This window comes from Paraburkholderia atlantica (genome assembly GCF_000092885.1).
GTDB lineage: Bacteria > Pseudomonadota > Gammaproteobacteria > Burkholderiales > Burkholderiaceae > Paraburkholderia > Paraburkholderia atlantica.
The window spans coordinates 1-24,336 of the sequence record NC_014118.1 but is presented as its reverse complement, the minus strand read 5'-3'; the positions used below and the strand labels follow the sequence as shown (position 1 = coordinate 24,336).

General features: G+C 66.1%; 24 protein-coding genes. 16 read left to right on the top strand and 8 right to left on the bottom strand.

What is annotated here, in order from left to right; translation table 11 throughout:
- Nucleotides 1-4: 4 nt before the first annotated feature.
- The 3 genes from cbbX to BC1002_RS16075 form a co-directional block, all read right to left on the bottom strand.
- The gene (cbbX, locus tag BC1002_RS16085) at nucleotides 5-1,000 is read right to left on the bottom strand and encodes a CbbX protein (protein ID WP_013091057.1); all 996 of its coding nucleotides are present in this window, start codon (nucleotides 998-1,000) and stop codon (nucleotides 5-7) included.
- Between the two features lie 61 nt (nucleotides 1,001-1,061).
- A complete protein-coding gene (locus BC1002_RS16080) occupies nucleotides 1,062-1,490 on the bottom strand; it encodes a ribulose bisphosphate carboxylase small subunit (protein ID WP_013091056.1) in 429 nt (142 codons plus the stop codon).
- A 116-nt stretch (nucleotides 1,491-1,606) separates the two neighbouring features.
- Complete coding sequence (locus BC1002_RS16075; protein WP_013091055.1) at nucleotides 1,607-3,106, bottom strand: form I ribulose bisphosphate carboxylase large subunit; 1,500 nt, start codon at nucleotides 3,104-3,106, stop codon at nucleotides 1,607-1,609.
- 420 nt (nucleotides 3,107-3,526) lie between these two features.
- On the opposite strand from BC1002_RS16075, the gene pqqA reads away from it, so the two are divergent.
- The 3 genes from pqqA to BC1002_RS16065 all read left to right on the top strand — a co-directional run bounded on the left by pqqA (nucleotide 3,527) and on the right by BC1002_RS16065 (nucleotide 5,142).
- The gene (gene pqqA, locus BC1002_RS39730; RefSeq protein WP_063822910.1) at nucleotides 3,527-3,670 is read left to right on the top strand and encodes a pyrroloquinoline quinone precursor peptide PqqA; all 144 of its coding nucleotides are present in this window, start codon (nucleotides 3,527-3,529) and stop codon (nucleotides 3,668-3,670) included.
- 105 nt (nucleotides 3,671-3,775) lie between these two features.
- Nucleotides 3,776-4,375 carry a DUF447 domain-containing protein gene (locus tag BC1002_RS16070; RefSeq protein ID WP_013091054.1) on the top strand — a complete coding sequence of 200 codons (600 nt, stop codon included), beginning with the start codon at nucleotides 3,776-3,778 and terminating at the stop codon, nucleotides 4,373-4,375.
- 23 nt (nucleotides 4,376-4,398) lie between these two features.
- Nucleotides 4,399-5,142: a (5-formylfuran-3-yl)methyl phosphate synthase gene (locus BC1002_RS16065; protein WP_013091053.1), complete on the top strand. Its 744-nt coding sequence runs from the start codon at nucleotides 4,399-4,401 to the stop codon at nucleotides 5,140-5,142.
- Between the two features lie 7 nt (nucleotides 5,143-5,149).
- Here the strand turns inward: BC1002_RS16065 and BC1002_RS16060 are convergent, their stop codons facing one another.
- The 3 genes from BC1002_RS16060 to BC1002_RS16050 all read right to left on the bottom strand — a co-directional run bounded on the left by BC1002_RS16060 (nucleotide 5,150) and on the right by BC1002_RS16050 (nucleotide 8,034).
- Nucleotides 5,150-5,740 carry an amino acid kinase family protein gene (locus BC1002_RS16060; RefSeq protein WP_013091052.1) on the bottom strand — a complete coding sequence of 197 codons (591 nt, stop codon included), beginning with the start codon at nucleotides 5,738-5,740 and terminating at the stop codon, nucleotides 5,150-5,152.
- Nucleotides 5,741-5,884: 144 nt separating this feature from the next.
- On the bottom strand, nucleotides 5,885-6,994 hold the full coding sequence (locus tag BC1002_RS16055; protein WP_013091051.1) for a hydantoinase/oxoprolinase family protein: 1,110 nt from the start codon (nucleotides 6,992-6,994) through the stop codon (nucleotides 5,885-5,887).
- Nucleotides 6,991-8,034: an ATP-grasp domain-containing protein gene (locus BC1002_RS16050; protein ID WP_013091050.1), complete on the bottom strand. Its 1,044-nt coding sequence runs from the start codon at nucleotides 8,032-8,034 to the stop codon at nucleotides 6,991-6,993. The genes BC1002_RS16055 and BC1002_RS16050 overlap by 4 nt, the downstream gene beginning before the upstream one ends.
- A gap of 16 nt (nucleotides 8,035-8,050) precedes the next feature.
- Between BC1002_RS16050 and BC1002_RS16045 the strand changes: the two genes are divergently transcribed.
- The 12 genes from BC1002_RS16045 (at nucleotide 8,051) to BC1002_RS15990 (ending at nucleotide 19,635) form a co-directional block, all read left to right on the top strand.
- Entirely contained in the window at nucleotides 8,051-8,800 is a 750-nt protein-coding gene (locus BC1002_RS16045; RefSeq protein ID WP_013091049.1) for a HisA/HisF-related TIM barrel protein, read from the top strand.
- A gap of 296 nt (nucleotides 8,801-9,096) precedes the next feature.
- Nucleotides 9,097-10,476 (top strand): molybdopterin-binding domain-containing protein, encoded by a 1,380-nt coding sequence (locus BC1002_RS16040; protein WP_013091048.1) that lies wholly within the window; start codon nucleotides 9,097-9,099, stop codon nucleotides 10,474-10,476.
- Nucleotides 10,473-12,197: a formylmethanofuran dehydrogenase subunit A gene (locus BC1002_RS16035; protein ID WP_013091047.1), complete on the top strand. Its 1,725-nt coding sequence runs from the start codon at nucleotides 10,473-10,475 to the stop codon at nucleotides 12,195-12,197. The genes BC1002_RS16040 and BC1002_RS16035 overlap by 4 nt, the downstream gene beginning before the upstream one ends.
- A 10-nt stretch (nucleotides 12,198-12,207) precedes the next feature.
- Entirely contained in the window at nucleotides 12,208-13,179 is a 972-nt protein-coding gene (fhcD, locus tag BC1002_RS16030) for a formylmethanofuran--tetrahydromethanopterin N-formyltransferase (protein WP_013091046.1), read from the top strand.
- Nucleotides 13,176-14,012 carry a formylmethanofuran dehydrogenase subunit C gene (locus tag BC1002_RS16025; RefSeq protein WP_013091045.1) on the top strand — a complete coding sequence of 279 codons (837 nt, stop codon included), beginning with the start codon at nucleotides 13,176-13,178 and terminating at the stop codon, nucleotides 14,010-14,012. The genes fhcD and BC1002_RS16025 overlap by 4 nt, the downstream gene beginning before the upstream one ends.
- An 81-nt stretch (nucleotides 14,013-14,093) precedes the next feature.
- On the top strand, nucleotides 14,094-14,678 hold the full coding sequence (locus BC1002_RS16020) for a cytochrome b (protein ID WP_420798762.1): 585 nt from the start codon (nucleotides 14,094-14,096) through the stop codon (nucleotides 14,676-14,678).
- Entirely contained in the window at nucleotides 14,675-15,712 is a 1,038-nt protein-coding gene (locus tag BC1002_RS16015; protein WP_013091043.1) for an alpha/beta fold hydrolase, read from the top strand. Before BC1002_RS16020 ends, BC1002_RS16015 begins: the two co-directional genes overlap by 4 nt.
- A complete protein-coding gene (gene pqqB, locus BC1002_RS16010; RefSeq protein ID WP_013091042.1) occupies nucleotides 15,709-16,623 on the top strand; it encodes a pyrroloquinoline quinone biosynthesis protein PqqB in 915 nt (304 codons plus the stop codon). The genes BC1002_RS16015 and pqqB overlap by 4 nt, the downstream gene beginning before the upstream one ends.
- A gap of 76 nt (nucleotides 16,624-16,699) precedes the next feature.
- On the top strand, nucleotides 16,700-17,458 hold the full coding sequence (gene pqqC / locus BC1002_RS16005) for a pyrroloquinoline-quinone synthase PqqC (protein WP_013091041.1): 759 nt from the start codon (nucleotides 16,700-16,702) through the stop codon (nucleotides 17,456-17,458).
- On the top strand, nucleotides 17,455-17,733 hold the full coding sequence (pqqD, locus tag BC1002_RS16000) for a pyrroloquinoline quinone biosynthesis peptide chaperone PqqD (RefSeq protein WP_013091040.1): 279 nt from the start codon (nucleotides 17,455-17,457) through the stop codon (nucleotides 17,731-17,733). The genes pqqC and pqqD overlap by 4 nt, the downstream gene beginning before the upstream one ends.
- A gap of 4 nt (nucleotides 17,734-17,737) precedes the next feature.
- Nucleotides 17,738-18,976: a pyrroloquinoline quinone biosynthesis protein PqqE gene (pqqE, locus tag BC1002_RS15995; protein ID WP_013091039.1), complete on the top strand. Its 1,239-nt coding sequence runs from the start codon at nucleotides 17,738-17,740 to the stop codon at nucleotides 18,974-18,976.
- On the top strand, nucleotides 18,973-19,635 hold the full coding sequence (locus tag BC1002_RS15990; protein WP_013091038.1) for a response regulator: 663 nt from the start codon (nucleotides 18,973-18,975) through the stop codon (nucleotides 19,633-19,635). The genes pqqE and BC1002_RS15990 overlap by 4 nt, the downstream gene beginning before the upstream one ends.
- On the opposite strand, the gene BC1002_RS15985 is transcribed toward BC1002_RS15990, so the two are convergent.
- The gene (locus BC1002_RS15985) at nucleotides 19,605-20,603 is read right to left on the bottom strand and encodes a histidine kinase (RefSeq protein ID WP_013091037.1); all 999 of its coding nucleotides are present in this window, start codon (nucleotides 20,601-20,603) and stop codon (nucleotides 19,605-19,607) included. The genes BC1002_RS15990 and BC1002_RS15985 overlap by 31 nt on opposite strands.
- Before the next feature lie 179 nt (nucleotides 20,604-20,782).
- On the opposite strand from BC1002_RS15985, the gene BC1002_RS15980 reads away from it, so the two are divergent.
- Entirely contained in the window at nucleotides 20,783-23,164 is a 2,382-nt protein-coding gene (locus BC1002_RS15980; protein WP_013091036.1) for a TonB-dependent receptor, read from the top strand.
- A gap of 182 nt (nucleotides 23,165-23,346) precedes the next feature.
- On the opposite strand, the gene BC1002_RS15975 is transcribed toward BC1002_RS15980, so the two are convergent.
- Complete coding sequence (locus tag BC1002_RS15975; protein ID WP_238537977.1) at nucleotides 23,347-23,904, bottom strand: hypothetical protein; 558 nt, start codon at nucleotides 23,902-23,904, stop codon at nucleotides 23,347-23,349.
- Nucleotides 23,905-24,336 lie beyond the last annotated feature (432 nt).

The window sequence follows — 24,336 nt, the reverse complement described above, 5'->3', positions numbered from 1 at the left end:
TGATTCAGCCCGGCGGCGGTGTAACGGCGCGCGCGGTGGAAGGCGGTGGCGAGGACGGCTGCATGGGCTCGTCGAATACGCGGCTCGCGCGCACGTCGGCGGCGTCGATCAGCGTCAGCGTGGCGGCGTCGATCGGCTCGCCGCCTTGCAACGCGCTCGCGAACAGGCGGTTCGCCTGGCGCAGCCGCGCGCGGTCGAGCGCATTGCGCACCGAGCGCGCGTTGGCAAAATTCGGTTGACGGATGCGGCGTGCCAGATAGTCGGCGAACGCGCGGCGCGACGCGGCATCGAAGCGGTAATGCATGGTGCCGAGCATCCGCTCGGCGATTTCGAGCAGTTCGGTTTCCTCGTAATCGGGAAAGGTAATGTGATGGGCGATGCGCGAGCGGAAACCCGGATTGCTCTCGAAGAACACTTCCATCCGCGACGCGTAGCCGGCCAGAATCACGACCAGGTCGCTGCGCTGGTTCTCCATCGTCTGCAGCAGGATTTCGATCGCTTCCTGCCCGTAGTCGCGCTCGTTCTCCGGGCGATACAGGTAATACGCTTCGTCGATGAACAGCACGCCGCCCATCGCGCGCTTCAGCACATCGCGCGTTTTCGGCGCGGTGTGACCGATGTACTGACCGACCAGATCGTCGCGCGTGACCGACACCAGATGATTGCGGCGGATGTAGCCGAGCCGGTGCAGCACCTCGGCCATGCGCAGCGCGACCGTCGTCTTGCCGGTGCCGGGGTTGCCGGAGAAGCACATGTGCAAGGTCGGCGCGCCGCCCGCGAGACCCAGCGACGCCCGCGCGCGTTCGACCAGCAGATGCGCGGCGACCTCGCGAATACGCGTCTTCACGGGTGCGAGCCCGACCAGATCGCGATCGAGTTCGCCGAGCACGTCGCCGATGCCCGAGTCGCGGTACAGCGCCGCGAGGTCGATGTGGGGCGTGGCGTCGTCGCTGTGCGCGGTGGACGCGGGCAGTGCGTCCACGATGGCGGCGTCAGTCATTGCTCCTCCTTGCTGCGGGTTGTCGTGTGCCTGGCTTGCACCCTCGTGCGCGCTCAACGGCTCAGCCCGTCGCGCCGTAACGCTCGCCCGCTGGCCGATCGCACGCATAGCCCGCCATGCTGTAGCGCTGCGTGCGCCCCTGCGCGTCCTGGCGCAGCAGCCGGAAGCCCGGCTCCACGTCCGGCCGGTTGACGATGAACGACAGGCGCATCGTCTCGAAGGTGCGCACCGAATCGAATGCGTTGACCTTGATGTAGTGCTGCGGCCGCGCCTCGCGGCAGGCCCGAACCTCTTGCAAGACGCCCGCCGCGTCGTGCAGGTCGAACATCGGCAGGCCCCACATTTCCCAGTACGTGTTGCGCGGATGCGGGTCGTCGGTGAATTCGACCGAACAGGCCCAGCCCTGGCGCAGCGCATAGTCGATTTGCAGGCCGATTTCCTCGTCGGTCAGCTCGGGCAGAAAAGAAAACGTTCCTTGAGTAATACGCATGACGAACCTCGTTGATGAATGTCGCGTTCAGAACGGCGTCAACGGTGCCCCGCGCGGTGCCGTGGCACCGCGTTGCGGATGCGCTCGTGAAGCGCTCGCGGGTAAAGTCGGCTCTCTTAAGCCGCAGTCGGCGTGGCGGCGAAATCGGGCGTATCGGTCGACGCGTAGTTGAAGGTCACGTCGCGCCACGTATCGAGCGCCTGCTTGAGCGGCGTGCACCAGCGCGCGGCGGCTTCGAGCACGTCGGGCCCTTCCCGCAGAATGTCGCGGCCCTCGTTGCGCGCCTTGACCATCGCTTCGAGCGCGACGCGGTTCGCGGTCGCGCCGGCCTGGATGCCGGCCGGATGGCCGATCGTGCCGCCGCCGAACTGCAGGATCGCGTCGTCGCCGAACAGGTCGAGCAGTTGGTGCATTTGCCCCGCGTGAATCCCGCCCGAGGCGACCGGCATCACCTTGCGCAAGCCGGCCCACGGTTGATCGAAGAACAGGCCGCGCGACAGGTCGACCGCGTTGTGCGCGTCGCGGCACACGTTGTAGTAGCCCTGCACCGACAGCGGATCGCCCTCGAGCTTGCCGACCGCGGTGCCCGCATGCGCATGATCGACGCCCGCCATGCGCAGCCATTTGGCGATCACGCGAAACGAGATGCCGTGGTTGCGTTGCCGCGTGTAGGTGCCATGCCCCGCGCGATGCAGGTGCAGGATCATGTCGTGCTTGCGGGCCCAGCGCGACATCGACTGGATCGCGGTCCAGCCGATCACGAGATCGATCATCACGATGCACGAGCCGAGCTCCTTCGCGAATTCGGCGCGCTCGTACATGTCCTCCATCGTGCCGGCCGTCACGTTCATGTAGTGGCCTTTGACCTCGCCGGTTTCCGCCTGCGCGCGGCTCACCGCTTCCATCGCGAACAGGAAGCGGTCGCGCCAATGCATGAAGGCCTGCGAGTTGATGTTCTCGTCGTCTTTCAGGAAATCGAGGCCGCCGCGCAGGCCCTCATAGACCACCCGCCCATAGTTCTTGCCCGACAGGCCGAGCTTCGGCTTGACCGTGGCGCCGAGCAACGGCCGCCCATACTTGTCGAGCCGTTCGCGCTCGACGACGATACCGGTCGGCGGTCCCTGAAACGTCTTCAGATACGCGACTGGAATGCGCATGTCTTCGAGCCGCAACGCCTTCAGCGGCTTGAAGCCGAACACGTTGCCGATGATCGACGCGGTCAGGTTCGCGACCGAGCCCTCTTCGAACAGATCGAGTTCGTACGCGATGTACGCGAAATACTGAGGCTCGTCGGCGCGCGACGCCGGCACCGGCTCGACGCGATACGCCTTCGCGCGATACATGTCGCAGGCGGTCAGCCGGTCGGTCCACACCACCGTCCACGTCGCGGTCGACGATTCGCCGGCCACCGCGGCCGCGGCTTCCTCGGGTTCGACACCGGGCTGCGGCGTGATGCGAAAGAGCGCGATCACGTCGGTCTCTTTCGGTTCGTAGTCCGGTTGCCAGTAACCCATCTCGCGGTATTTCATCACGCCTGCCGCGTACCGCTCGCGCGGATTGTGCGGATCGCGCGCTTGATGTTCAGGCTGGATCGGCGGTTGACTGAAATCGTTCATGACCTGTCCTCGAAAGTGGCAAGCGCACTGCCGGAAGAACGAAGCGCTTGAGTTGCACTGTAGGCACGGACACGCCCAAGGGGAATTCACGATTTTATTTGGCAGACTTAATGGATCGATTATCGCTATCACATCGTTAGTTTCTTTTTCACGCCATGAAACGGCAATCGGAGCAGAATTGGCTAGTGTGCGACGCGGGTACGGCGTGACAGCGCAATCGGATCAGCGAATCGCGATGGAACACTTTGCTTCGTTTTCGCCACACCGCGCGGACGCTTGCGTCTGGCAACCCGCGCGAGCGCCATGGCGTGGCGCAATTCGCTGAGCGCTGTATTAGCCCTCGAATGCACGCCCGCCTGGCCGGCCGGTACACGCACGGGCATGGAGATTGCGTGATGCCGGCTGCCGCCGACATTGGGCATGAACTTTCGCCGTGCCGGCGGCGTAACGCAGTTCCAACCGCAGTTTCAACCGAAGGAGGAAGCACATATGCAATGGACGACTCCGAGCTACACCGACGTACGCCTCGGTTTTGAAATCGTGATGTATGTCGCTACGCGTTAAGCCCGCAACCGGGCCGCACGCCGCGGCCCCTTTGCGGTTCCCGTGTGTGTTTGACCTCTGCTGACGGCCGGCCTTCCGGCGCTGTCGGGACAAACGTTCCCAACCATGATCCACGAAACGATCGTCACCACGGCAGCGTGCGATGGCCGTCCTCATATCGCGCCGATGGGCGCGCGCTACGAGGGTGAGCGCATCATCCTTTCGCCTTTCCGGCCGTCGGTCACGCTCGACAATATCGTCGCGACGCGCTCTGCCGTGCTCAATTTCACCACCGACGTACGCGTCTTCGCGGGCTGCGTCACGCACTGCGCGACCGATTGGCCGACCGTGGCCGCAAGCCGTGTCGCGAGCGTGCGTCTGACCGAATCGCTGGCCCACGCCGAGCTCGAACTCGACGAACTGCGCGACGACAAAGAGCGCCCGGTGCTGGTGATGAAATGCGTGCACCGCGAAAACCACGCGCCGTTCGCGGGCTTCAATCGCGCGCAGTCGGCGGTCGTGGAAGGCGCCATTCTGGTAAGCCGGCTCTTCATGCTGCCGGCCGACAAGGTCGATCGCGAAATGGCCTATCTGCAGATCGCGATCGACAAAACCGCCGGCGACAACGAGCGCACCGCCTGGGGCTGGCTCGTCGCCGCGGTCGCGCGATACCGCGCGACTCTGGAAGAGGCGGCCCGACAGGCCGTCACGTCCGCCCATCACTGAACCCGTTTGCCGGGAGAACCCTGATGACCGCATTGCTTGCGAGCGTCCGCTCGGATGAGGAAGCATTCGACGCCGCACGCGCCGGCGCCGAGCTGATCGACCTGAAGGAACCTGACGACGGCGCGCTCGGCGGCCTGTCGATCGGCGCCATTACGAACATCGCGCGACAGCTGCGCGCCCGCTATCCGGTCAAGCCGATCAGCGCAGCGATCGGCGACGTGCCGGCCGACGCGTTCGACGAGATCGCCGCGCGCGTGATCGACGTCAGCGACGCCGGCGTCGACTACGTGAAGGTCGGCGTCGCGCGCGGACCGGCCGCGCGCCGCTGCATCGAGCAGCTCGCGAATCTGCCGGCCACCGTCGTGCCGGTGCTGCTGTGCGACGGCGGCATGGACGACGAACTGGTCAGCCACACCGCGGCGCTCGGCTTTGCCGGCCTGATGTTCGATACCGCGAGCAAGGACGGCGGCACGCTGTTCGATCACGTCGATGTCGACTCGCTCGCGCGCTGGTTGCGGCTCGCGCGTCAACGCGGCGCGATGGTAGGCATCGCCGGTGCGCTCGGCTGGGCGCAACTGCCGCAGATCCGTGCGCTGGCGCCCGACGTGGCCGGTTTTCGCACCGCGCTGTGCGCCGACGGGCGCCGCTCGCGGCTCGACCCCGAGCGCGTCGCGCAATGGGCGAGCGCGTTGCATCGGCCGGCTGGGGAAATACGCGTCGATGGCGGCGCGCCGCTGCCGGATTCGACGGGCGCGACGCGGCTATAGCCGCCGCTCACATCACCGGAATATTCAGCAAACGGTCGCGCATCAGCGCGACGTTGCTCTTGTCGAGCAGTTCGACCACATAGTTGGCATCCGTCACGTAGTCGACGAACTTGCGGTCGACTACGCCCGACGCGGCCAGCGTTTCGAGCGGATCGTCGGCGGCGATCGGACAGGATTTGACGACGATCAGCCGCTCCGCGTTGAGCATCGTCGATAGCCAGGCGGCGAGGCTGTCGGAGGTCGTGTCCCAGTTGCTCATCGTGTCGGGCGTGTCGCGCATCAGCGCGGTCGGCACCCACACGGCGACGTGGCCGTCGCGCAACGTGCGCCGGATTTTCGCCTCGCTCGACGCGATCACCAGTTCGGGCGACACGCCCTGCATCAGCAGCGCGTATTGCGTCATCGCGAGCAGACACATGTTGTGCGCGGCCAGATCGTCGAAGTTCCACTCGCCCTGGTACTGGCGCACCTTGTCCGCGAAATCGCCGCCGCCGGGCACGATCACCACGCGTCCGCCGCCGACTTCGCATAGCTCGCTGAGCCAGTGGCGCAGTGCCGGGTCGTGACTCAGACTGCCTCCGATCTTGACCACCCACATGACTGTTGTCCTCGCGTCCAGTTGAGTGCCCGGCCGAGTCGCGTCGTTTCGCAGCCTCGTTCATCACCGAACTTGTCCCGCTCGCCCAATCGTCCCCACTGTCCTGCTTTGCGCTACTCGTGCGCCGGCGCCGCGCCGGTCAGCTCATGCCGCGCGCGCGGCCACGCCACGCGCGCTTCGCCGCTGCGCTCGCGGTTCGCGCGCCGCGAGCAGCGCGACCGCCACGCTCGGCGCGCAGGTCGCCGCCCACGCCGCGCTAGCATCGGGCACGCCCGCCAATGCGCCGAAGTCGATATAGCCGCGCGCTTCGTCGCGCGCCAATGCGGCGACGAGGAAGCGGCCGCAACCCGCGCCCACCAGCGGCGCCGCCGCGAGCGCCGGCTGCGCGGCGATCACGCGCATCAGGTTTGCGCCGATTTCGCGCACCTGCAGCGCGCGCCAGCGCCGCGCAAAGTGCAGCCATTCGAGGTCCGACGCGTCGTGCGCGTCGTGCCCGATCATGCGCGCGAGCCGCGCGCGACTCGCCGCCTGCGTCTTCGGCCCCTGGTCGGCGCTCGGCTGGACGTCGTGCAGCGGGTCCAGTTCGCCCGTCAGCCGGTAGACGTCGGCGGTGGTCGCGAACCATTCGTTCATCACGTTCCGCATCGCGCCGCCGAATTCGATCCGATGCGCGACGCCGCACAACGGCGTGCGCACGACGCCGTGATACACGAGTTCGCCGCTCGCGAGCCGGCCCGCATCGGTCGCGGCACGCGCGACGACGCGGCCGTCGACGATCGGAATGATGTCGGTGGTGGTGCTGCCGATGTCGATCAGCAGCGCGTTCGGCATGCGGGTAGCGACCCAGCTCGCGGTCGCGAGCCAGTTGGCCGACGCGACGTGGCGCCAGCCGGCCGCGCAGTCGCCGGCGGCGAGCCAGCCGGCGTCGCCGGCGTAAAAGCGCAGTGACGAACCGAGCCGCTGAGCGAGCGCGGCCACGATCGCGCGCACGCCTTCGGCGCGGTCCGCGAACAGGTCGACCATCTCGCCGGTCATCGTCACCGCATGCTGCGCGGCGTCCGTGCGCGCCTGTGGCCAGCGCTCGAACACGAGGTCGATCGTGCGGTGCAGATGGTCGAGGCCCTGCCACAGCGGACACGGCCATTGCACGACGTCGAGCACCGCGTCGCTGTCGTCGACGAGCGACACCTTCACGTGCGCGCCGCCGACGTCCCAGCCGAACCGCACCGCCGGGTTCGCGCGGGCGGGGCTCAAGGGCGCACCTCGTACGTCGGCGGATTGGCGCGCGCCGCGCCGCAGCGCTCGAGTCGCACGCCATGCGCGGCCAGCAGCGCGCGCGTCAGGCCGCTGCCGCGCACCGCCGACAGGCCCGCATAGGCGACCGTCAAACGCGGATTCACCTCGATCACGACCGGCCCTCGCTGTGGATGCCATACGACATCGATGCCGACGAAGCCGCGCAAACCCGGGATGGCCCGCGCGACGCGATGCGCGAGCGTGTCCAGCGCGCGGCCCATGTCGCTGTGCTGGTCGATCTGATCGACCAGCACCCCGTCGAACTCGACGATCCGCGCAACCTCGCCCGACGCGTCGCCGCCGCTCAGCCCGATCTGCTGACGGTTGATGCTGAGGAGCTTGGTCGCGTCGCCGCGGCAGATCAGCGACAGGCTCAACGGCTCGCCGTCGACCCATGCCTGCAGCACCGGATTGCGCCCGGCCGCCGCGCGCGCGTCGTAGTCGGCGCAAGCATCGGCGAAGCGTTCGTAGACGATCGTGTCGAGGCCGCCCGCGCCGTCGTCCGGTTTGACGACCCAGCGGCCGTCGTGCTGCGCGGCTGGGCCGCCGGGTTCGAGTGCCGGCGTCGTCGCGATGCCATGCGCGGCAAGACACGCCGCGGTCGCGCTCTTGCTCGACGCGACGCGGATCGCTTCCTTCGCGCAGCCGAGCCACCGGACAGTGCCGACCGCATCGTGAAAGCGCAGCAGCAGGCCGTCACATTCCGGTGCGACCACCCACGCGTAGTCATGCTGGCGCGCCGCGCGCGCGACGAACGCCGTCATCGATTCGCCGGGCGCGGCCATACAATGAGCGTCGCCCGCGGCTGGTGTTTCGAAGCGCGAGGTCGCGAACGTGACCTGCACGCCGTCCAGTTCACGCAAAGCGGCGACCAGCGCGTCGCGCATCACGCGTCCTTCGATGATCAGCGCGCTCAAATCGGCGAGACTGCCCGCGCCGGCGAACTCGGGGTCGATGCCGCCGCCGGTGAGATACTCATAAACAAAGATCTTGGTCAAAGGAAAGCGCCCCTCTATGCAGGTAATACCTGTTCTCGATCTGCTCGACGGCCAGGTCGTCCGCGCGGTGCGCGGCGAGCGGAGCGCCTATCGGCCCATCCAGTCCCGCCTCGTCGCGACGAGTGACCCACTTGCTACCGCCCACGCGCTACTCGAAGCCAGCGGCGCGCGCACGCTCTATATCGCCGATCTCGGCGCCATCCTGCAGCGCGGCGCGCATGCTTCGACGCTCGCCGCGTTGCGCGCCGCGCTGCCCGGCATCGAACTGTGGCTCGACGCGGGTTTCGCGGACTACGCATCGATGCGCGCGCTGTTCGAGCGCATCGACGCTGCTGTTGATCAACTCGACCGCCCTGCTGCCAATTCAAACCTGGCGACCCTCGTGCCGGTCTTCGGCTCGGAGACGCTTCGCGAAATCCATGCCCTGCACGCGGCGCAGCGCGCCGGCCTCGCGCCGATCCTATCGCTCGATCATCGCGCCGGCGAACTGCTCGCCGCGACGGCGCTCGATCGCTCGTCGGCATGGTGGCCGTCGCGCGTGATCGCGATGACGCTCGACCAGGTCGGCAGCTACGCCGGCCCCGATCTCGCGACATTCGAGCGCCTGCGCGCGCAAGCCGCCGCGCATACCACGCTGATCGGCGCGGGCGGCATCCGCAATCGCGACGATCTGGCCGCTGCGGCCGGCACCGGCGCCAGCGCCTGGCTGGTGGCGTCCGCGCTGCACGATCGGCAGATCGACTGCGCGCCTTCCGATTCAGCGTAGGCCTTCCATACAATTTCCATGCCACGCGTTCTGACAGCGCTGTCTGTAAACGCAACATAAGCCGGACAGTTTGCGTGTGACACTCTGCTCCAGAACGGCACACATTTTGTATGGCGCAGCAGGTCTCTGAACCCGCCCGCCGACGCACGATCGGGCACGCTTGTCGCCAGGGCGTCGCGCATGTCGATCCGCCGAATGCAAAGCTGTGCGACCGTAAGCGCGGCCTGCTTCCGCGCGACGCTTGCTCGCCGAAGCGTCGTCGAAAAATCGGCATGGAGCTTGCTAAAACCTGGCCCATGCATAGCTCCGCCATCGATCCATCGACCCCAAGCTCGAGCGCAACGCGCGCCGCGGCGCTCACACGCGACTGGATCTGTCCGTTCTGTCCATTGCTGTGCGACGACCTTGTCGCCGCTTCCCACGACGACGGCACGCTCGAAGTACCGGACACCGAATGCTCGCGGCTCGCTCACGCGCTCACCCGGTACGGCGCGGCGGATGCGCAATGCAGATGCGTGGTCGACGGCAGCGAAGCGGACCACGATGCCGCGCTGACCAGCGCCGCACAGTGGCTCGCGAACGCGCGCCGTCCGCTGTTCGGCGGCCTCGCGACCGACGTCGCCGGCACCCGCGCGCTGTATCCGCTCGCCGCCGCCTGCGGCGCGATCCTCGATCATCTGCACGGCGATGCGCTGACACCCGCGACGCTCGCGTTGCAGGATCGCGGCGCGTTCTTCACGACGCTTTCCGAAGTGCGCGCGCGCGCCGACCTGCTGGTGTTCTTCGGCTGTCAGCCGTCGCGGCGCTACCCGCGCTTCTACACGCGCGCGCTGGGCGGCACCGAACTCGCGCGCGAGCTGGTCTTCGTCGGCTGCGACGCGGACCCGGCGGCGGCCGGCTTGCCGCAAACGCGCATCGACCCGCTGCTGCGCGACGCCGATCCCTATGACACGCTCGCGCTGTGGTCGGCGCTCGCGGAAGGACGCGACGCGGCCGCGCTAAGTCACGGCGCTGGCAGCCAGGCCAACGTGGCAACCGCCCTCGCGTCGCTGCACGCACGCATCGCCAGCGCGCGCTACACGGTGGTCGTCTACGAACCGGCCGCGCTGCCCGCGCCGCACGCGGCGCTGCTGATCGAAGCGCTGAACCGGATCGTCAAGGCCGTGAATCGCACGACGCGCGCGGCATGTCTCGCGCTCGGCGGCGATGACGGCGCTTTGACGGTCAATCAGACCGTCACGTGGCTGTCCGGCTTGCCGCTGCGCACGCGCGTGTCGATGCCGGCGCGCGTCACCGGCGCCGCGCCGCTCGATCACGATCCGTACCGCTATCGGACGGCGCGGCTGCTTGCCGAACGCGAAGTCGATGCGCTGGTGTGGATCGCAAGCTTCGCGCCGCACGCATGGCCCGCGTCGCTCGATCCCGCGCTTCCGCTGATCGTGCTCGGTCATCCGGCGCTCGCTGATGCAGCCAAGGCACGCGGTGCCAACACCGTGTTCGTGCCAGTCGCGACACCGGGCATCGATAGCGGTGGGCATCTGTTTCGCGTCGACGGTACGGCCGTGATGCCGCTCGCCGCCGCGCGTGGCGCTGCGCTGGAGACGGTGGCGTCGCTTGCCGCGCAGTTGAACGAACGACTGAGCGAACGATTGAATCCGCGCGAGGATCAGCCATGACTCTCGTCCGGCTCAAAGGCGGCACGCTGTTCGACCCGATCAACAACGTCAACGGCGAGCGCCGCGACCTGACGTTCCGTGACGGCCGCATCGTCGACGTGCCGGCCACCACACCCGTCGATCGCGAATACGACGCGACCTGCATGATCGTGATGGCGGGCGGCATCGATCTGCATTCGCATATCGGCGGCGGCAAGACCAATCTGTCGCGCCTGCTGCTGCCCGAGGACCATCGCGCCGACGCGCCGGGCGCCGTTGCGCCGGGCGCCGTTGCGCCCCGCGAGGCCGCCTACGAAGCCGCGCGCGACGACAACGGCCGCTATCTGCGTCTGCCTTCGTGCGGCGTCTGCACGCCGGGCACGCTCGCGACCGGCTACCGCTACGCCGAAATGGGCTACACGGCCGCGTTCGAACCGGCGATGATGCCGTCGAACGCGCGCCACACGCACCTCGAAATGGGCGACACGCCGATCATCGATCACGGCGCGTACGTAATGCTCGGCAACGACGAACTGTTCCTGCAAATGCTCGCCGCGCGCGACGACTTCGAGCGACTGCGCGACTACGTCGGCTGGACCATCAACGCAAGCAAGGCGCTCGGCGTCAAGGTGGTGAACCCGGGCGGCATCTCGGCGTTCAAGTTCAACCAGCGCTCGCTCGACGTCGACGAACCGCACGCGCACTACGGCATCACGCCACGCGAGGTGCTGCGCACGCTGACGCGCGCGCTGACCGAGCTGCGCGTGCCGCATCCGCTGCATGTGCACACCAGCAACCTCGGCGTGCCCGGCAACCTCGCATCGACGATCGCGACGATGGACGCCGCCGATGGCCTGCCGATCCATCTGACGCATATCCAGTTTCACAGCTATGGCACCGAAGGTTCACGCAAGTTTTCGTCGGGCGCGCGGCAAATCGCCGAGGCCGTGAACGCGCGGCCGAACGTGTCGATCGACGTCGGTCAGATCATCTTCGGACAGACCGTCACGGCCTCCGGTGACACGATGATGCAGTTCCGCAACGCGCCGCTCGCGCGGCCGCACAAGTGGGTGGTCGGCGATATCGAGTGCGATGCGGGTTGCGGCGTCCTGCCGTTCCGCTATCGCGAACAGAGCTACGTGAATGCGCTGCAATGGATCATCGGCCTCGAAATCTTCCTGCTCGTCGACGACCCGTGGCGCGTCGCGATGACCACCGATCATCCGAACGGCGGACCGTTCACCAGCTATCCGCATCTGATCCGCCTGCTGATGGACAAAACGTTTCGCGATGAGCAGCTTGCGAAGCTGCATCCCGAAGCGCAAGTCGCCAGCGCGCTGCCGGAACTCAAGCGCGAATTTTCACTGTACGAGATCGCGATCATCACGCGCGCCGGTCCGGCACGGCTGCTCGGTCTGCGCGATCGCGGCCATCTCGGCGCGGGCGCGGCGGCGGACATCGCCGTCTATCGCGACGAGCCGGACCGCGAGCGGATGTTCACGTCGCCCGCCTATGTGTTCAAGGACGGCGAACTGGTCGCGCGCGACGGCACGCTGGTCGCGACGCCGACGGGCGGTATCCATTTCGTCGCGCCGGAGTTCGATCGCGGTATCGAGAGAACGCTGCGCGCGTATAGCGACGCGAATCTCGCGAGCAACTTCGCGCACGCCGCAATCAGCGACGACGAAGCCTGCCGCTGCTGCCGCGGCGGACGGCTGTTGCCCGTCGAATGCCTAACCTGACGCGGCCACGATGAACGCTCCCGCCCCGCTCGAAATCAACGGCACCGCGATCGACGCGACCTTCGCCGAAGCCTTTCCGATGAAAGCGACCCGGCTCGTGATCACCGCGCACACGCCGACCTGGGCGATGCACGCGGCGAACTCGCTGTCGGGCTTCGCGACCTCGGTGATCGGCTGCGGCTGCGAGGCGGGCATCGAACGCACGCTCGCGCCGGAGGCAACGCCCGACGGCCGGCCCGGCGTCGCGGTGCTGCTGTTCGCGGTGTCGACGAAGGAACTGGCGAAGCAGATCGGGCGGCGTGTCGGCCAGTGCGTGCTCACCTGTCCGAGCACGGCCGTCTACAGCGGCATCGATCCGGCCACGAGCCGCGCGCCGCTGTCGGACCCGGCGCCGCTCGGCAGCGGGCTGCGCTTTTTCGGCGACGGCTGGCAGATCGCCAAGATGATCGACACAGGAAACGGCCCCACGCGTTACTGGCGCGTGCCGGTGATGGACGGCGAGTTCGTCTGCGAAGACACGGCGGCGACGGTCAAGGCCGTCGGCGGCGGCAACCTGCTGCTGCTCGCGCGCGACCAGGGCGCCGCGCTCGCCGCCGCCGAAGCCGCGGTCGCCGCGATGCGCCGGCTACCGAACGTGATCATGCCGTTTCCCGGCGGCATCGTGCGGTCGGGCTCGAAGATCGGCTCGAAATACGCGGGCGCGACCGCGTCGACCAACGATGCGTTCTGTCCGAGCCTGATCGGCCTCGCATCGCGCAGCGAGTTGAGCGCGGACGTGGGCCGCGTGCTGGAGATCGTCATCGACGGTCTGACCGACGCCGACGTCGGCGCGGCGATGACGGCCGGTATCGGCGCGGCGACCGGACTCGGGCGCGCGGCCGGCGTGCTGCGCATTTCGGCGGGCAACTACGGCGGCAAGCTCGGGCCGTACCACTTTCATCTGCACGAACTGGCCGCAGGACTCAACGGGGGACGCGCATGAGCACGACCACGTTGCGCGTGAAGACACCGCCCGGCTTTCGCGTCGATGCGGCCGCGCTGTCGCCGGCGGCGCTGGCCAGCATGAGCGTGGCCGAGGTCGAGCGCATCGTGCTGCCGGCCGGCAACGAGCGCTGCGTGGTCGGCGACGTTTTCGAGGTATCGCGCGACGACGCGCCCGCGTCCGGCGACGACATGGCCACGCTGCTGATCGACGGCGCCGCGCGGTGGCTCGACCGGCTCGGCGCGCAGATGGACGGCGGACGGCTCGTCGCGCGCGGCGCGGTCGGCGACTACAGCGGCTTCAGGATGAGCGGCGGCTTGCTTGAAATCGACGGCGACGCGCGGCACTTCACAGGTTGCGAAATGCGCGGCGGACGCGTGACGGTGCGCGGCGACAGCGGCGACTTCGCCGCCGGCGCACTGACGGGCGACATGGAAGGCATGAGCGGCGGAACGCTGACGATCCATGGCAACGCGGGCGCGCGGCTCGCCGACCGGATGCGCCGCGGCCTCGTGCTGGTCGGCGGCAACGCGGGCGACTTCGCGGCGTCGCGGCTGGTGGCGGGGACCGTCGGCGTGGCGGGGCAACTGGGCGCACACTATGCCTATGCGATGAGGCGCGGCACGCTGCTGCTCGGGCAACGACCCGAGGGTTTGCCACCCCCGACGTTCACCGGCGGCGGACACGGTTTCGACGTATTCTGGTCATTGCTCATACGCAGCCTCGCGGCCGAAATCGCGCCGTTTTCGCAGTGGCGCGCGGACCGTCTGCCGGTTCGCTTTACGGGCGACCTCGCGGTCGACGGCCGCGGCGAAATACTCATCGCCGGATGAGGCAGCGCTATGTCAGCCAGGACTGAGACGGTGTTCGGCAAAAAAGAAACGTCCCGCCACGATGTTGCATGGAGACAGGGCATGACGACAGCGGATTCTCGAAACGCGAAGCCTGATATCGACGTCAACGCAACTGCCAGCGCCGGCGGCCCGCGCTATGCCGGGCTGCTGATGGCGCTGCACTGGCTGATCGCGCTCGGCATCATCGGTCTGCTGGCGCTCGGCCTCTATATGGTCGGATTGCCGAAGGGCTTGCCTGTCAAAGCGACGCTGATCAATCTGCACAAGTCGCTCGGACTGACGGTTTTCCTGCTGGTGCTTTTGCGCATCGTCGCGCGGGTAGTCCTTCACCGGCCTCCCCTGCCGCCGATGCCAACGTGGCAACGCGCCGCCGCGCGCACTACGCAGGGTCTTTTATACGTGTGTATGGTGGCGATGCCGCTCGCCGGGTATCTCGGCTCGTCGTTCAACCGCTACGGCACGCGCTTCTGGGGCATCCTGCTGCCGAAGTGGGGCTGGGACGACGCGCATCTGCGCGAGCTGTTCTTCGGCCTTCACCAGGCGATCGGCTATGCGCTGATCGCGTTGATCGTGCTGCACGTGGCGGGCGCATTCAAGCATCAGTGGATCGATCGCGACAACCTGCTCGCGAGGATGCTGCCATGACGATGCGAAGCTCGTCGCACCACACGCAGGCAGCCGCTGCGCTCGAAGTCCATACGCTGCGCACGCGCGATGGTCATCGGGTGTGGTATGCGCTCGCCGGCGCGCGCGACGGCGTGCCGGTCGCGGTGCTGCACGGCGGCCCGGGCAGCGGCAGTCAGCCCGGCGTGCTGCGTCTCTTCGATCTGCGGCGTTTTCGCGTCGTGCTGATCGACCAGCGCGGCACCGGTGCGTCGACGCCGCACGGCAGCGTGCGCCACAACCGCACCGACTATCTGATCGCCGACCTCGAAGCGATTCGCGCGCGGCTCGGTTTCGCGCGCTGGGGCGTGCTCGGCGGATCGTGGGGCGCGGCGCTCGCGCTCGCGTATGCGGGACAGTGTCCGCAGTCGGTCACGGGCGTCGTGGTGCGCGGCCTGTTCCTGACTTCCGCGCGCGAAGTACGCGGTTTGTTCATCGCGTCGCGCAAGCGTGCGCCGCGTGCGTGGTCGAGACTGCGTGCCGCTGCCCGCTGCGAGCAGCCCGCGACGCTGGCCGCGCGATGCGGCTCCGGCTTGCAATACGGCGCGAACGAAGCGCGGCAACGTTCGCTCGCACTGGCCTGGCGCGGCTATGAAAACGCGGTGCTGGCGAGTGCATCGCCGCGAGGCTCCGCGGCGCAACAACGCGGGGTCCAGCGAAATACACACGAATCCCAACGCCACGCCCGCAAGCTGATCGGCAAATACCGGATTCAGGCGCACTACCTCGCGCATCGCTGCTGGCTCGGCGAAACGCGTTTGCTGTCGCTCGCGCGCCGCGCGGCGGCGGCCGGCGTGCCGATCGCCGCCGTGCATGGCGCGCGCGATCCGGTGTGTCCGCACGGCAATCTGCGGCGTCTATCGCGCGCGGTTCCTTCCGCGCGCGTCGAGTCCGTAAGCGCGGCCGGTCATCTGGCGAGCGACCCCGCGCTGCATGCGCGCGTCGCGCAGGTGCTCGCCGCGATGTTCACTCCCACCATCGACGAGGAGCGCAGCAGCATGCGTCACGCGGCATGAAGATCAAGGTACTCGGCTCGTCGGCGGGCGGCGGCTTTCCGCAGTGGAACTGCAATTGCCGCAATTGCGACGGCGTGCGGCGCGGCACGGTGAAGGCGACGCGCCGCACGCAGTCGTCGATCGCGGTCAGCGCGAACGGCGAGGACTGGCTGCTCGTCAATGCGTCGCCCGATCTGCTCGCGCAGATCGCCGCGCATCCCGAGCTTCAGCCGGCACGGCGCGCGCGCGACAGCGGCATCGCCGCGGTACTCGTGATCGACGCGCAGATCGACCACGTGACCGGCCTTCTGATGCTGCGCGAACGCGACACGCCGCTGCCGCTGTACGCAACCGATGCGGTCTGGCAAGACCTGCGCTCCGGCTTTCCGGTCGCGCCGATCCTGTCGCACTACTGCGGTGTCGAGCATCGCCGTATCGCGCTCGACGGCGCGCCGCTCGCCGTCGACGCGCTGCCCGGCATCCGCATCGACGCGCTGCCGCTATCGAGCAAGGCGCCGCCGTACTCGCCGCATCGCGAGGCGCCCGAGCGCGGCGACAACATCGGGCTCGTGCTGACGAATCTGCAATCGGGCCAGCGCGTGTTCTACGCGCCGGGGCTCGGCGTGATCGAGCCGCACGTGCTGGCGGCGATGCGCGAGGCCGATCTGCTGCTCGTCGACGGCACGCTGTGGACCGGCGACGAAATGATCCGCCTCGGCCTGTCGAAGAAGACCTCGGCGGATATGGGCCATCTGCCGCAGAGCGGCGCGGGTGGCATGATCGAAACGCTCGACTCGCTCAACGCGAAGCGCAAAGTGCTGATCCATATCAACAACACGAATCCGATCCTGATCGAAGACGGCCCCGAGCGGCGCATGCTAGGCGAGCATGGAATCGAGGTCGCGTACGACGGAATGAGCTTCGAGCTTTGAAGTGCGCAGTAAAGAGTGCGCAGAGATGAGGTAGCCAGGCGCGGCTGTGAACGACGATAAAACGGAGACGGACGGCATGAACGCGAAAGACATTCAGGACACGACACCAACACGCGATGCAAGTGCAGCGGGAACCCAGGTCATCGACCGGCCCGCCTGGAGCCGTGAGGAATTCGAGGCGCAGTTGCGCGCGAAGGGCACCGCGTATCACATCCACCATCCGTTCAACGTGAAGATGAATAGCGGCGGCTGCTCGCGCGAGCAAATCCGCGGCTGGGTCGCGAACCGCTTCTACTATCAGATCAACATCCCGCTGAAGGATGCGGCTGTGCTGTCGAACTGTCCGGACCGCGCGACGCGCCGCCGCTGGGTGTTGCGCATTCTCGATCACGACGGCTACGAGGGCTCGGAAGGCGGCATCGAAACCTGGGCGCGTCTCGGGGATGCGGTCGGCCTCACGCGCGACGAGTTGTGGTCGCTCGAACATGTGACGCCCGGGGTGCGCTTCGCCGTCGATGCCTACGTGAATTTCGCACGCCGTGCACCGTGGCAGGAAGCGGTGTGCTCGTCGCTGACCGAAATGTTCGCGCCGCAGGTGCATCGCGACCGGCTCGCGAGCTGGCCCGAGCACTATCCGTGGATCGAACCCGAGGGTCTCGCGTACTTCCGTTCGCGCATTTCGCTAGCACAGCGCGACGTGCAACACGGACTCGAAGTCACGCTCGCGCATTTCACGCGACGCGATCAGCAGGAACGGGCGCTCGAAATCCTGCAGTTCAAGCTCGACATTCTGTGGACCATGCTCGACTCGATCGAGAAGGCGTTTCCGCAATGAACGACACGACCCGCGCCCAACCCGCCACGCCGCTCGCAATCGCGAAGCCATTCCGTCTGCAATGGGAGCCCGCGCAGAACGCGCACGTGCTGCTGTACCCGGAGGGCATGGTGAAACTCAACCAAAGCGCGGGAGAGATCCTCAAGCGCTGCGACGGCACACGCGACATCGATACGCTGATCGCCGAACTGGAACAGGCGTTCAACGCGACCGGCATCGGCAACGAGGTGCGGGCCTTCATCGCCGACGCGCATGGGCGCGGCTGGCTGGAGTAGCGCGATGACTGATCTTTCTCAACCAGGCTCTCAATCCGGCGCGCAACCGCAAACCAGCACGGCCGCCGCGGTGCCGCCGCCGCTGTGGCTGCTCGCGGAGCTGACCTATCGCTGTCCGCTGCATTGCGCGTTCTGCTACAACCCGCTCGACTACACCGATCACAACCGCGAACTGACCACCGGCCAATGGCTCGACGTGCTGCGCGAGGCGCGCGCGCTCGGCGCGGTGCAACTCGGCTTTTCGGGCGGCGAGCCGCTGGTGCGCGACGACGTCGAAGTGCTGGTCGAAGAAGCGCACAGGCTCGGTTTTTACACGAACCTGATCACGTCGGGCGTCGGTCTCACCGATCAACGCCTCGGCGACCTGAAGGCCGCCGGGCTCGATCACATCCAGTTGTCGTTCCAGGACTCGACGCAGCAGCTGAACGACTTCCTGAGCAGCACGCGCACATTCGAGCTGAAACAGCGCGTCGCCGCCGCGCTCAAACGGCACGGCTTTCCGATGGTGATGAACTGCGTGCTGCATCGCTACAACCTGCCGCACGTCGACAAGATCATCGAGATGGCACTGGCTCTCGGCGCCGAATATCTGGAGCTGGCCAACACGCAGTACTACGGCTGGGCGCGCGAGAACCAGGCGCAACTGATGCCGACGCGCGAGCAGCTCGAAGAAGCCGAAGCGGTGGTCGCGCGCTATCGCCGGACTCATGGCGAGCGGTGCAAGATCTTCTTCGTCGTGCCCGACTACTTCGAGCGGCGTCCGAAACGCTGCATGAACGGCTGGGGCGCAGTGTTCCTCGGCGTCGCGCCCGACGGCGCCGCGCTGCCGTGTCACGCGGCGCGCGGCCTGCCCGGCCTGACGCTGCCGAACGTGAAGGACATGCCGTTGCACGAGATCTGGTACGAAAGCGACGCATTTAATCGCTTCCGCGGTTTGCAGTGGATGAAGGAGCCGTGCCGCAGCTGCGACGAGAAGGAGCACGACCTCGGCGGCTGCCGCTGCCAGGCCTTTCTGCTGACCGGCGACGCGGCCAACGCCGACCCCGTTTGCGACAAATCGCCGTTTCACGAGAACGTGGTCAAGATCGTGCGGCAAGCGGCGTCGCAAACCGAGGCGACAGTAGCGGCCCGCGAACAGCCGATCCTGTTCCGCAACGACGCCAACTCGCGCAAGCTCGCGGCGGCTGCCCGCGAGCCCGGCGCCGCCGGCGACAATCGAGCATCACCCGGAGCCCAATCATGAGTGCCGACACCATCTCGGTTCTGCTCGTCGACGATCATGCGGTCGTGCGCGAAGGCTACCGGCGTCTGCTCGAACTGAACGACGACGTCGAGGTGTGCGGCGAAGCGGCCGACGCCGCGCAGGCCTACCAGCGTTTTTGCGCTTTGCGGCCCGACGTGGTCGTGATGGATGTGTCGCTGCCGGGCGCGAGCGGCATCGAAGCGATGCGGCGCATGCTCGCGCGCGAGCCGGATGCGCGCGTGCTGATCTTCAGCGTGCACGAGGAATCGATTTTCGTACGGCGCGCGCTCGACGCGGGCGCGCTCGGCTACGTGACCAAGGCGAGCGCGCCCGATGTGCTGGTCGAAGCGGTGCGCTCGATTGCCCGGCGTGCTGGTTATTTGAGTCCGGACATCTCGCAGGCGCTTGCGCTGCGCACCGCGTTCAACGAAGGGCCGCCTGGGCGTCAGTTGTCCGCGCGCGAGTTCGAGGTGCTGCGGCTGCTCGTGCAGGGCTATACGCTGCCGAGCATCGCCGAAAAGCTCGGCTTGAGCCAGAAGACGGTGGCGAACCATCAATCGGTGATCCGGCAGAAGTTCGGTGCCGACAACGGCGTGCAGCTCGCGCAGATGGCGAGCCGCCTCGGACTTCAGTTCACGGGCTCGGCCAGCCCCGCATGAGCGGATAAGCGCGCGCAGAACAGAAAACCGCGCTGCGGCTCGCTCGCGACGTGAAACTCGCCGCCGAGCGCCTCGACGCGCTCGCGCATGCCGATCAGCCCGAGTCCGCTGCGCGGCCCGGTCAGATCGGTGCCGGGGCCGTCGTCGGCCATCGTGACGACGATCTCGTCGATCTGCGTGCCGTCGTGTTCGCGCGGCGCACGCACCATGAACAGTTCGACGCGCGAGCGGCGCGCGAACTTCGACACGTTCGTCAGCCCTTCCTGCACGAGCCGATATAGCGTGATCGTCAGCGCATCGCTGAGGCCGCTGAAATCCCCTTCGATCGTGACCGAGAACGACGCCTCGGGCAAGCGCTCGCGCCAGCCGTCGACGCAATGTTCGAGCGCGGTCGGCAAGCCGAACTCGTCGAGACCGATCGGCCGCAGGCGGCGAATCATGCCGCCGATCTCGCGATACACATGCGTCGCACTCTGTATCAGCCCGAGCGCGATGCGATGAATCTCCGGCTCGCGCTCGCCCGATAGATCGCGGATGCGCACCGCGTCGAGCGACATCGCGTTCAGGTATTGACCCAGCTCGTCGTGCAGCTCGCGCGCCATATGGCGGCGCTCGAGTTCCTGCGCCTGCAGCGCCTGACTGGCGAGGCGCCGGTTGTCGGCGAGCAGCTGTTCGGCCTGTTCCTCGAGCATGCGGCGATGGCGCGCTTCGCGGCGCGCATCGCTATAGCGTCGCCATGCGAACCACGCGAGCGCGATGGACAGCACGAACAACGTGCCCGGCAACTCGTCGAGCTGGAAGCGCTCCACGCCGCGCGTGAACCGATAGATCTTCTCGCTCAGATCGAAGGCGGCGCCGAGCGCCGCAGCTAGCGCGGTCACGGCGACGACCCAGCCGAGGTCGCGCCATATCGGTGACGATGGCGGTGCGCGGCCAGCAGAGGAGGAATGGATCGGTTCGCTTGACATGACGCTTGCATTCTACTCAGCGCCAGCACGCGCAGCGGGTTTTGCGCGAGTTTGGGAACGCTTCCCAGGCAGATCGGGAAAAGCTCCCGCGCGGCTTACAGACGCGCATGCGAAGCTTTACAACAACGTCAAACAACGCGCGACGCGCGCGCATAACAAGCCGGCAGGAGACAACAACGATGAGCATGCGATCTCAAGCACGCCGCCAACGCCGGCTTCAGCGGCGCGCCGGCATCACCTTCTGCGTCGGCGGGGCGCTCGCCGGTTTGTCCACGAGCGTGTGGGCGCAGGCGCAAGCCGAGCCGCCGGTCGCGGCGTCGGCGCCGGCTTCGGCGTCTTCCGCTGCCCCTTCCAGGGCGCCCGACGACAGCGCCAACAGCAACACGACACCCACTACGACACTCGCGCCGATCGTCGTCGTAGGTACCACGCCATTGCTGGGCATCGGCACGCCGCTTACGCAGGTGCCGGCCAACGTGCAGACCGTACACGCGGCCGATATCCAACGGCAGGGGCGCCAGACGCTTACCGATTTCCTCGCGGCGAATCTGCCTAGCGTCACGATCTCCGACGCGCAGGGCAATCCGTATCAGATGAACCTGTTCTATCGCGGCTTCACCGCATCACCGCTGCTGGGCACGCCGCAGGGCTTGTCGGTATTCGTCGACGGCGTGCGCGTGAACGAGCCGTTCGGCGACGTCGTGAACTGGGACCTGATACCGCAACAGGCGATCGACACAATGCAGTTGATTCCCGGCTCCAATCCGACCTTCGGTTTCAACACGCTCGGCGGCGCACTGGCGATCACGACGAAAAACGGCAAGGACAATCCGGTCGGTGAGGCAGAAATACAGGGCGGCTCGTGGGGACGCAAGGCCGCGCAGATCGAACAGGGCGGCACGATCGGCCAGAACCTCGATTACTACTTCACCGCCAACGCCGCGAACGACAACGGCTGGGCCGAGCAGAACGAAAGCCGCATCCGTCAGGCGTTCGGTAAGCTGCGCTATACCGACGCCGATACCACTCTGTCGTTGTCGGCGGGTGGCGCGGACAACGATCTGCACGGCGTGCAAACCATTCCGCGCTCGTTCCTCAACAATCCCAAGCAACCGTACACGTATCCCGACCGGAATCAGAACAGCGTCGGCTACCTGACGCTGTCGGGCGATCATTACTTCAACGACAACGTCGAGCTGAGCGGCAACGCGTATTACCGGCACTTTCGCAATTCGAACACCAGCAGTAACGTCAACGAAAACTTCGGCGAGATCGAGGGGGATGGCGACGTCGATACGTTGCAGGCGACCAACCTCCAGTCGGTGGTGTCGACAGACAGCTACGGCGCGAGCTTGCAACTGACGCTGCTCGGCAAGCTCGGCGGCATGAAGAACCAGTTCATCGCGGGCATGGCCGTCGATGCCGCCAATTCGCACTTCACGCAGTCGTCCCAGGATGCGGCGTTCACCGATTCGCGCGCGACGGTCGGCATCGGCAATTTCGAACCGCAGACCAACGCGAACACGCACAACACGAACTACGGCATCTATCTGACGGACACGCTGTCGCTGACGCCGCAGTGGTCGCTGACGCTGTCGGGCCGCTACAACTGGGCCGATGCGACGATCGGCGACGAATCCGGCACGCAGCCGCAGCTCAACGGCCACCATACGTTCTCGCGCTTCAATCCGGCGGTCGGCATCAACTGGAATCCGACGCCGGCCTTCACCGCCTATGCGACCTACAACGAGGGCATGCGCTCGCCGACCGCGATCGAGCTGGCCTGCGCCGATCCGAACGCGCCATGTTCGCTGCCGAACGACTTCATCTCCGATCCGCCATTGCAGCCGGTCATTTCGAAGACTTATGAAGTCGGGGCGCGCGGCAGGATCGGCGGCAACACGACATGGAGCGCCGCCGCTTACAGCACGACGCTCGACAACGACATCCAGTTCATCAGCAGCAACGGCGCGGGCAGTTCGCAGGGCTTTTTCCAGAACGTCGGGCGCACGCGCCGGCAAGGGGTCGAACTGGCCGGGCAGACGAAATATGGTCCGCTCACCGTGACCGGCAGCTATAGCTACGTCAACGCGACCTACCAGTCGACATGGGTCGAAAGCAGCCCCAGCAATTCGAGCGCCGACGCGAACGGCAACATCACCGTGCATCCGGGCGACCACATCCCGAGCATTCCGGCGACGACCGTCAAACTGCGGCTCGACTACGCGGCCACCTCGAAATGGCGAATCGGCACGAACTTGACGTGGCGCGGCAGCATCTACGCGCAGGGCGACGAAAACAACCAGGACGTGAACGGCAAGATCTCCGGCTATCTGCTGATCGATATGGACACCTCGTATCAGGTGACGAAACAGTTGCAGGTGTTCGCATCGGTGTCGAACCTGCTCGATAAGCGTTATGCGAGCTTCGGCGCGCTGGGGGCGAACTTCTTTACCGGGCCGGGGAATACGTTCAATGGCGCGAGTCCAGTCAACGAGCAGTTCGTCGGGCCGGGGGCGCCGAGGGGGTTTTGGGTGGGGATGAGATATGCGTGGGAGTAGTGGTGGATTGCGTGGTGCGATCGGATGGCTTCGGTCTTGCGGTCGCTTGAGGGTTCTGCACGAGCGCAATGCCGGCAAAGAGGCGCGGACCAGTCGTCTTCGCTATCAAGCAACCAGTTCGCCTGCGCCTTTTTGAAATAGGGTAATGCTGCAGTCCTGCCTCTGATCCCACCAGGCATTCGTTATTTTCCGTCCGCCATGTCAAGCAAGCCCTTTAAGAATTCGTTTTGTGTCTTGCGCAGATTGTAAATGCACTCCGCCTGCAAGGCAGGAAACATCGAGCCCCCGTGCTCCGTTTCCCACTCCGCCCCCGCATTGCGCGGCAATTCGCAATACTTGACAGATGCATTCTGCGTTGCCATGTATTCGTCCAGCAATTTCGCATGAATATTGCCTTTTGGTATGGTTGCACGCAGCTTTTTATATAAGATTTGGCTATCGGCCACCAGTTTTTTTTGCAATTCTGAATAGCATTCAACGTCTCCATAGCCGCCTCCCAAGTGTTGCAGACAATCAGAATTTGAAATTGTCACCGAAAAATCATAATTTGATTTTGCTGTCGCAAAAATAGGAAATAGCATTCCTGCGATTAAACAGAAAAACCCAATCTTAGTGCGACGCATCGTAAACCCCCGACGAAAATAAGCGAGCCTCGCCAACTCGGCGATTTCTAACGCCGCGATTGCCTCCAATTCGATACGTAAGGATAAAATCATGCATGTTCCGATAATTTCCTGCATTAATTTTTCCGATAATCCCGTCCGCACCGCGACCCGGCCCGCTGTTATATACAATGCTGACAAGTGCATCGTATTCATATTGAAACAGGGGAACATGAATACCGGAATTAAGTCGTCTTTCGACCTCAGCGACATTGCGCCGTCTAAATTCTCTCGCACGCTCGAGGCTAATTACCTGTCCAACCTCAATATGATCAGCCACAATAATGCGATGTCCGCATCCAACCGTGGGAATTCCAACGTTATCCAAATAGGCTTTTAAGATGAACCCTTCTGTAACTTGGTGCCCCTGGTATACGCCATTTAATACACCGGACTCCCATACGGCAGTAAAGGACAATCCTTCCGGACTAACATGCCAAGGTTTGCAGAGTCTGCCCGATTGGACTGCCACGCATGAATCCGGATTTGTGTTCGTTATCGCCGTTCCAA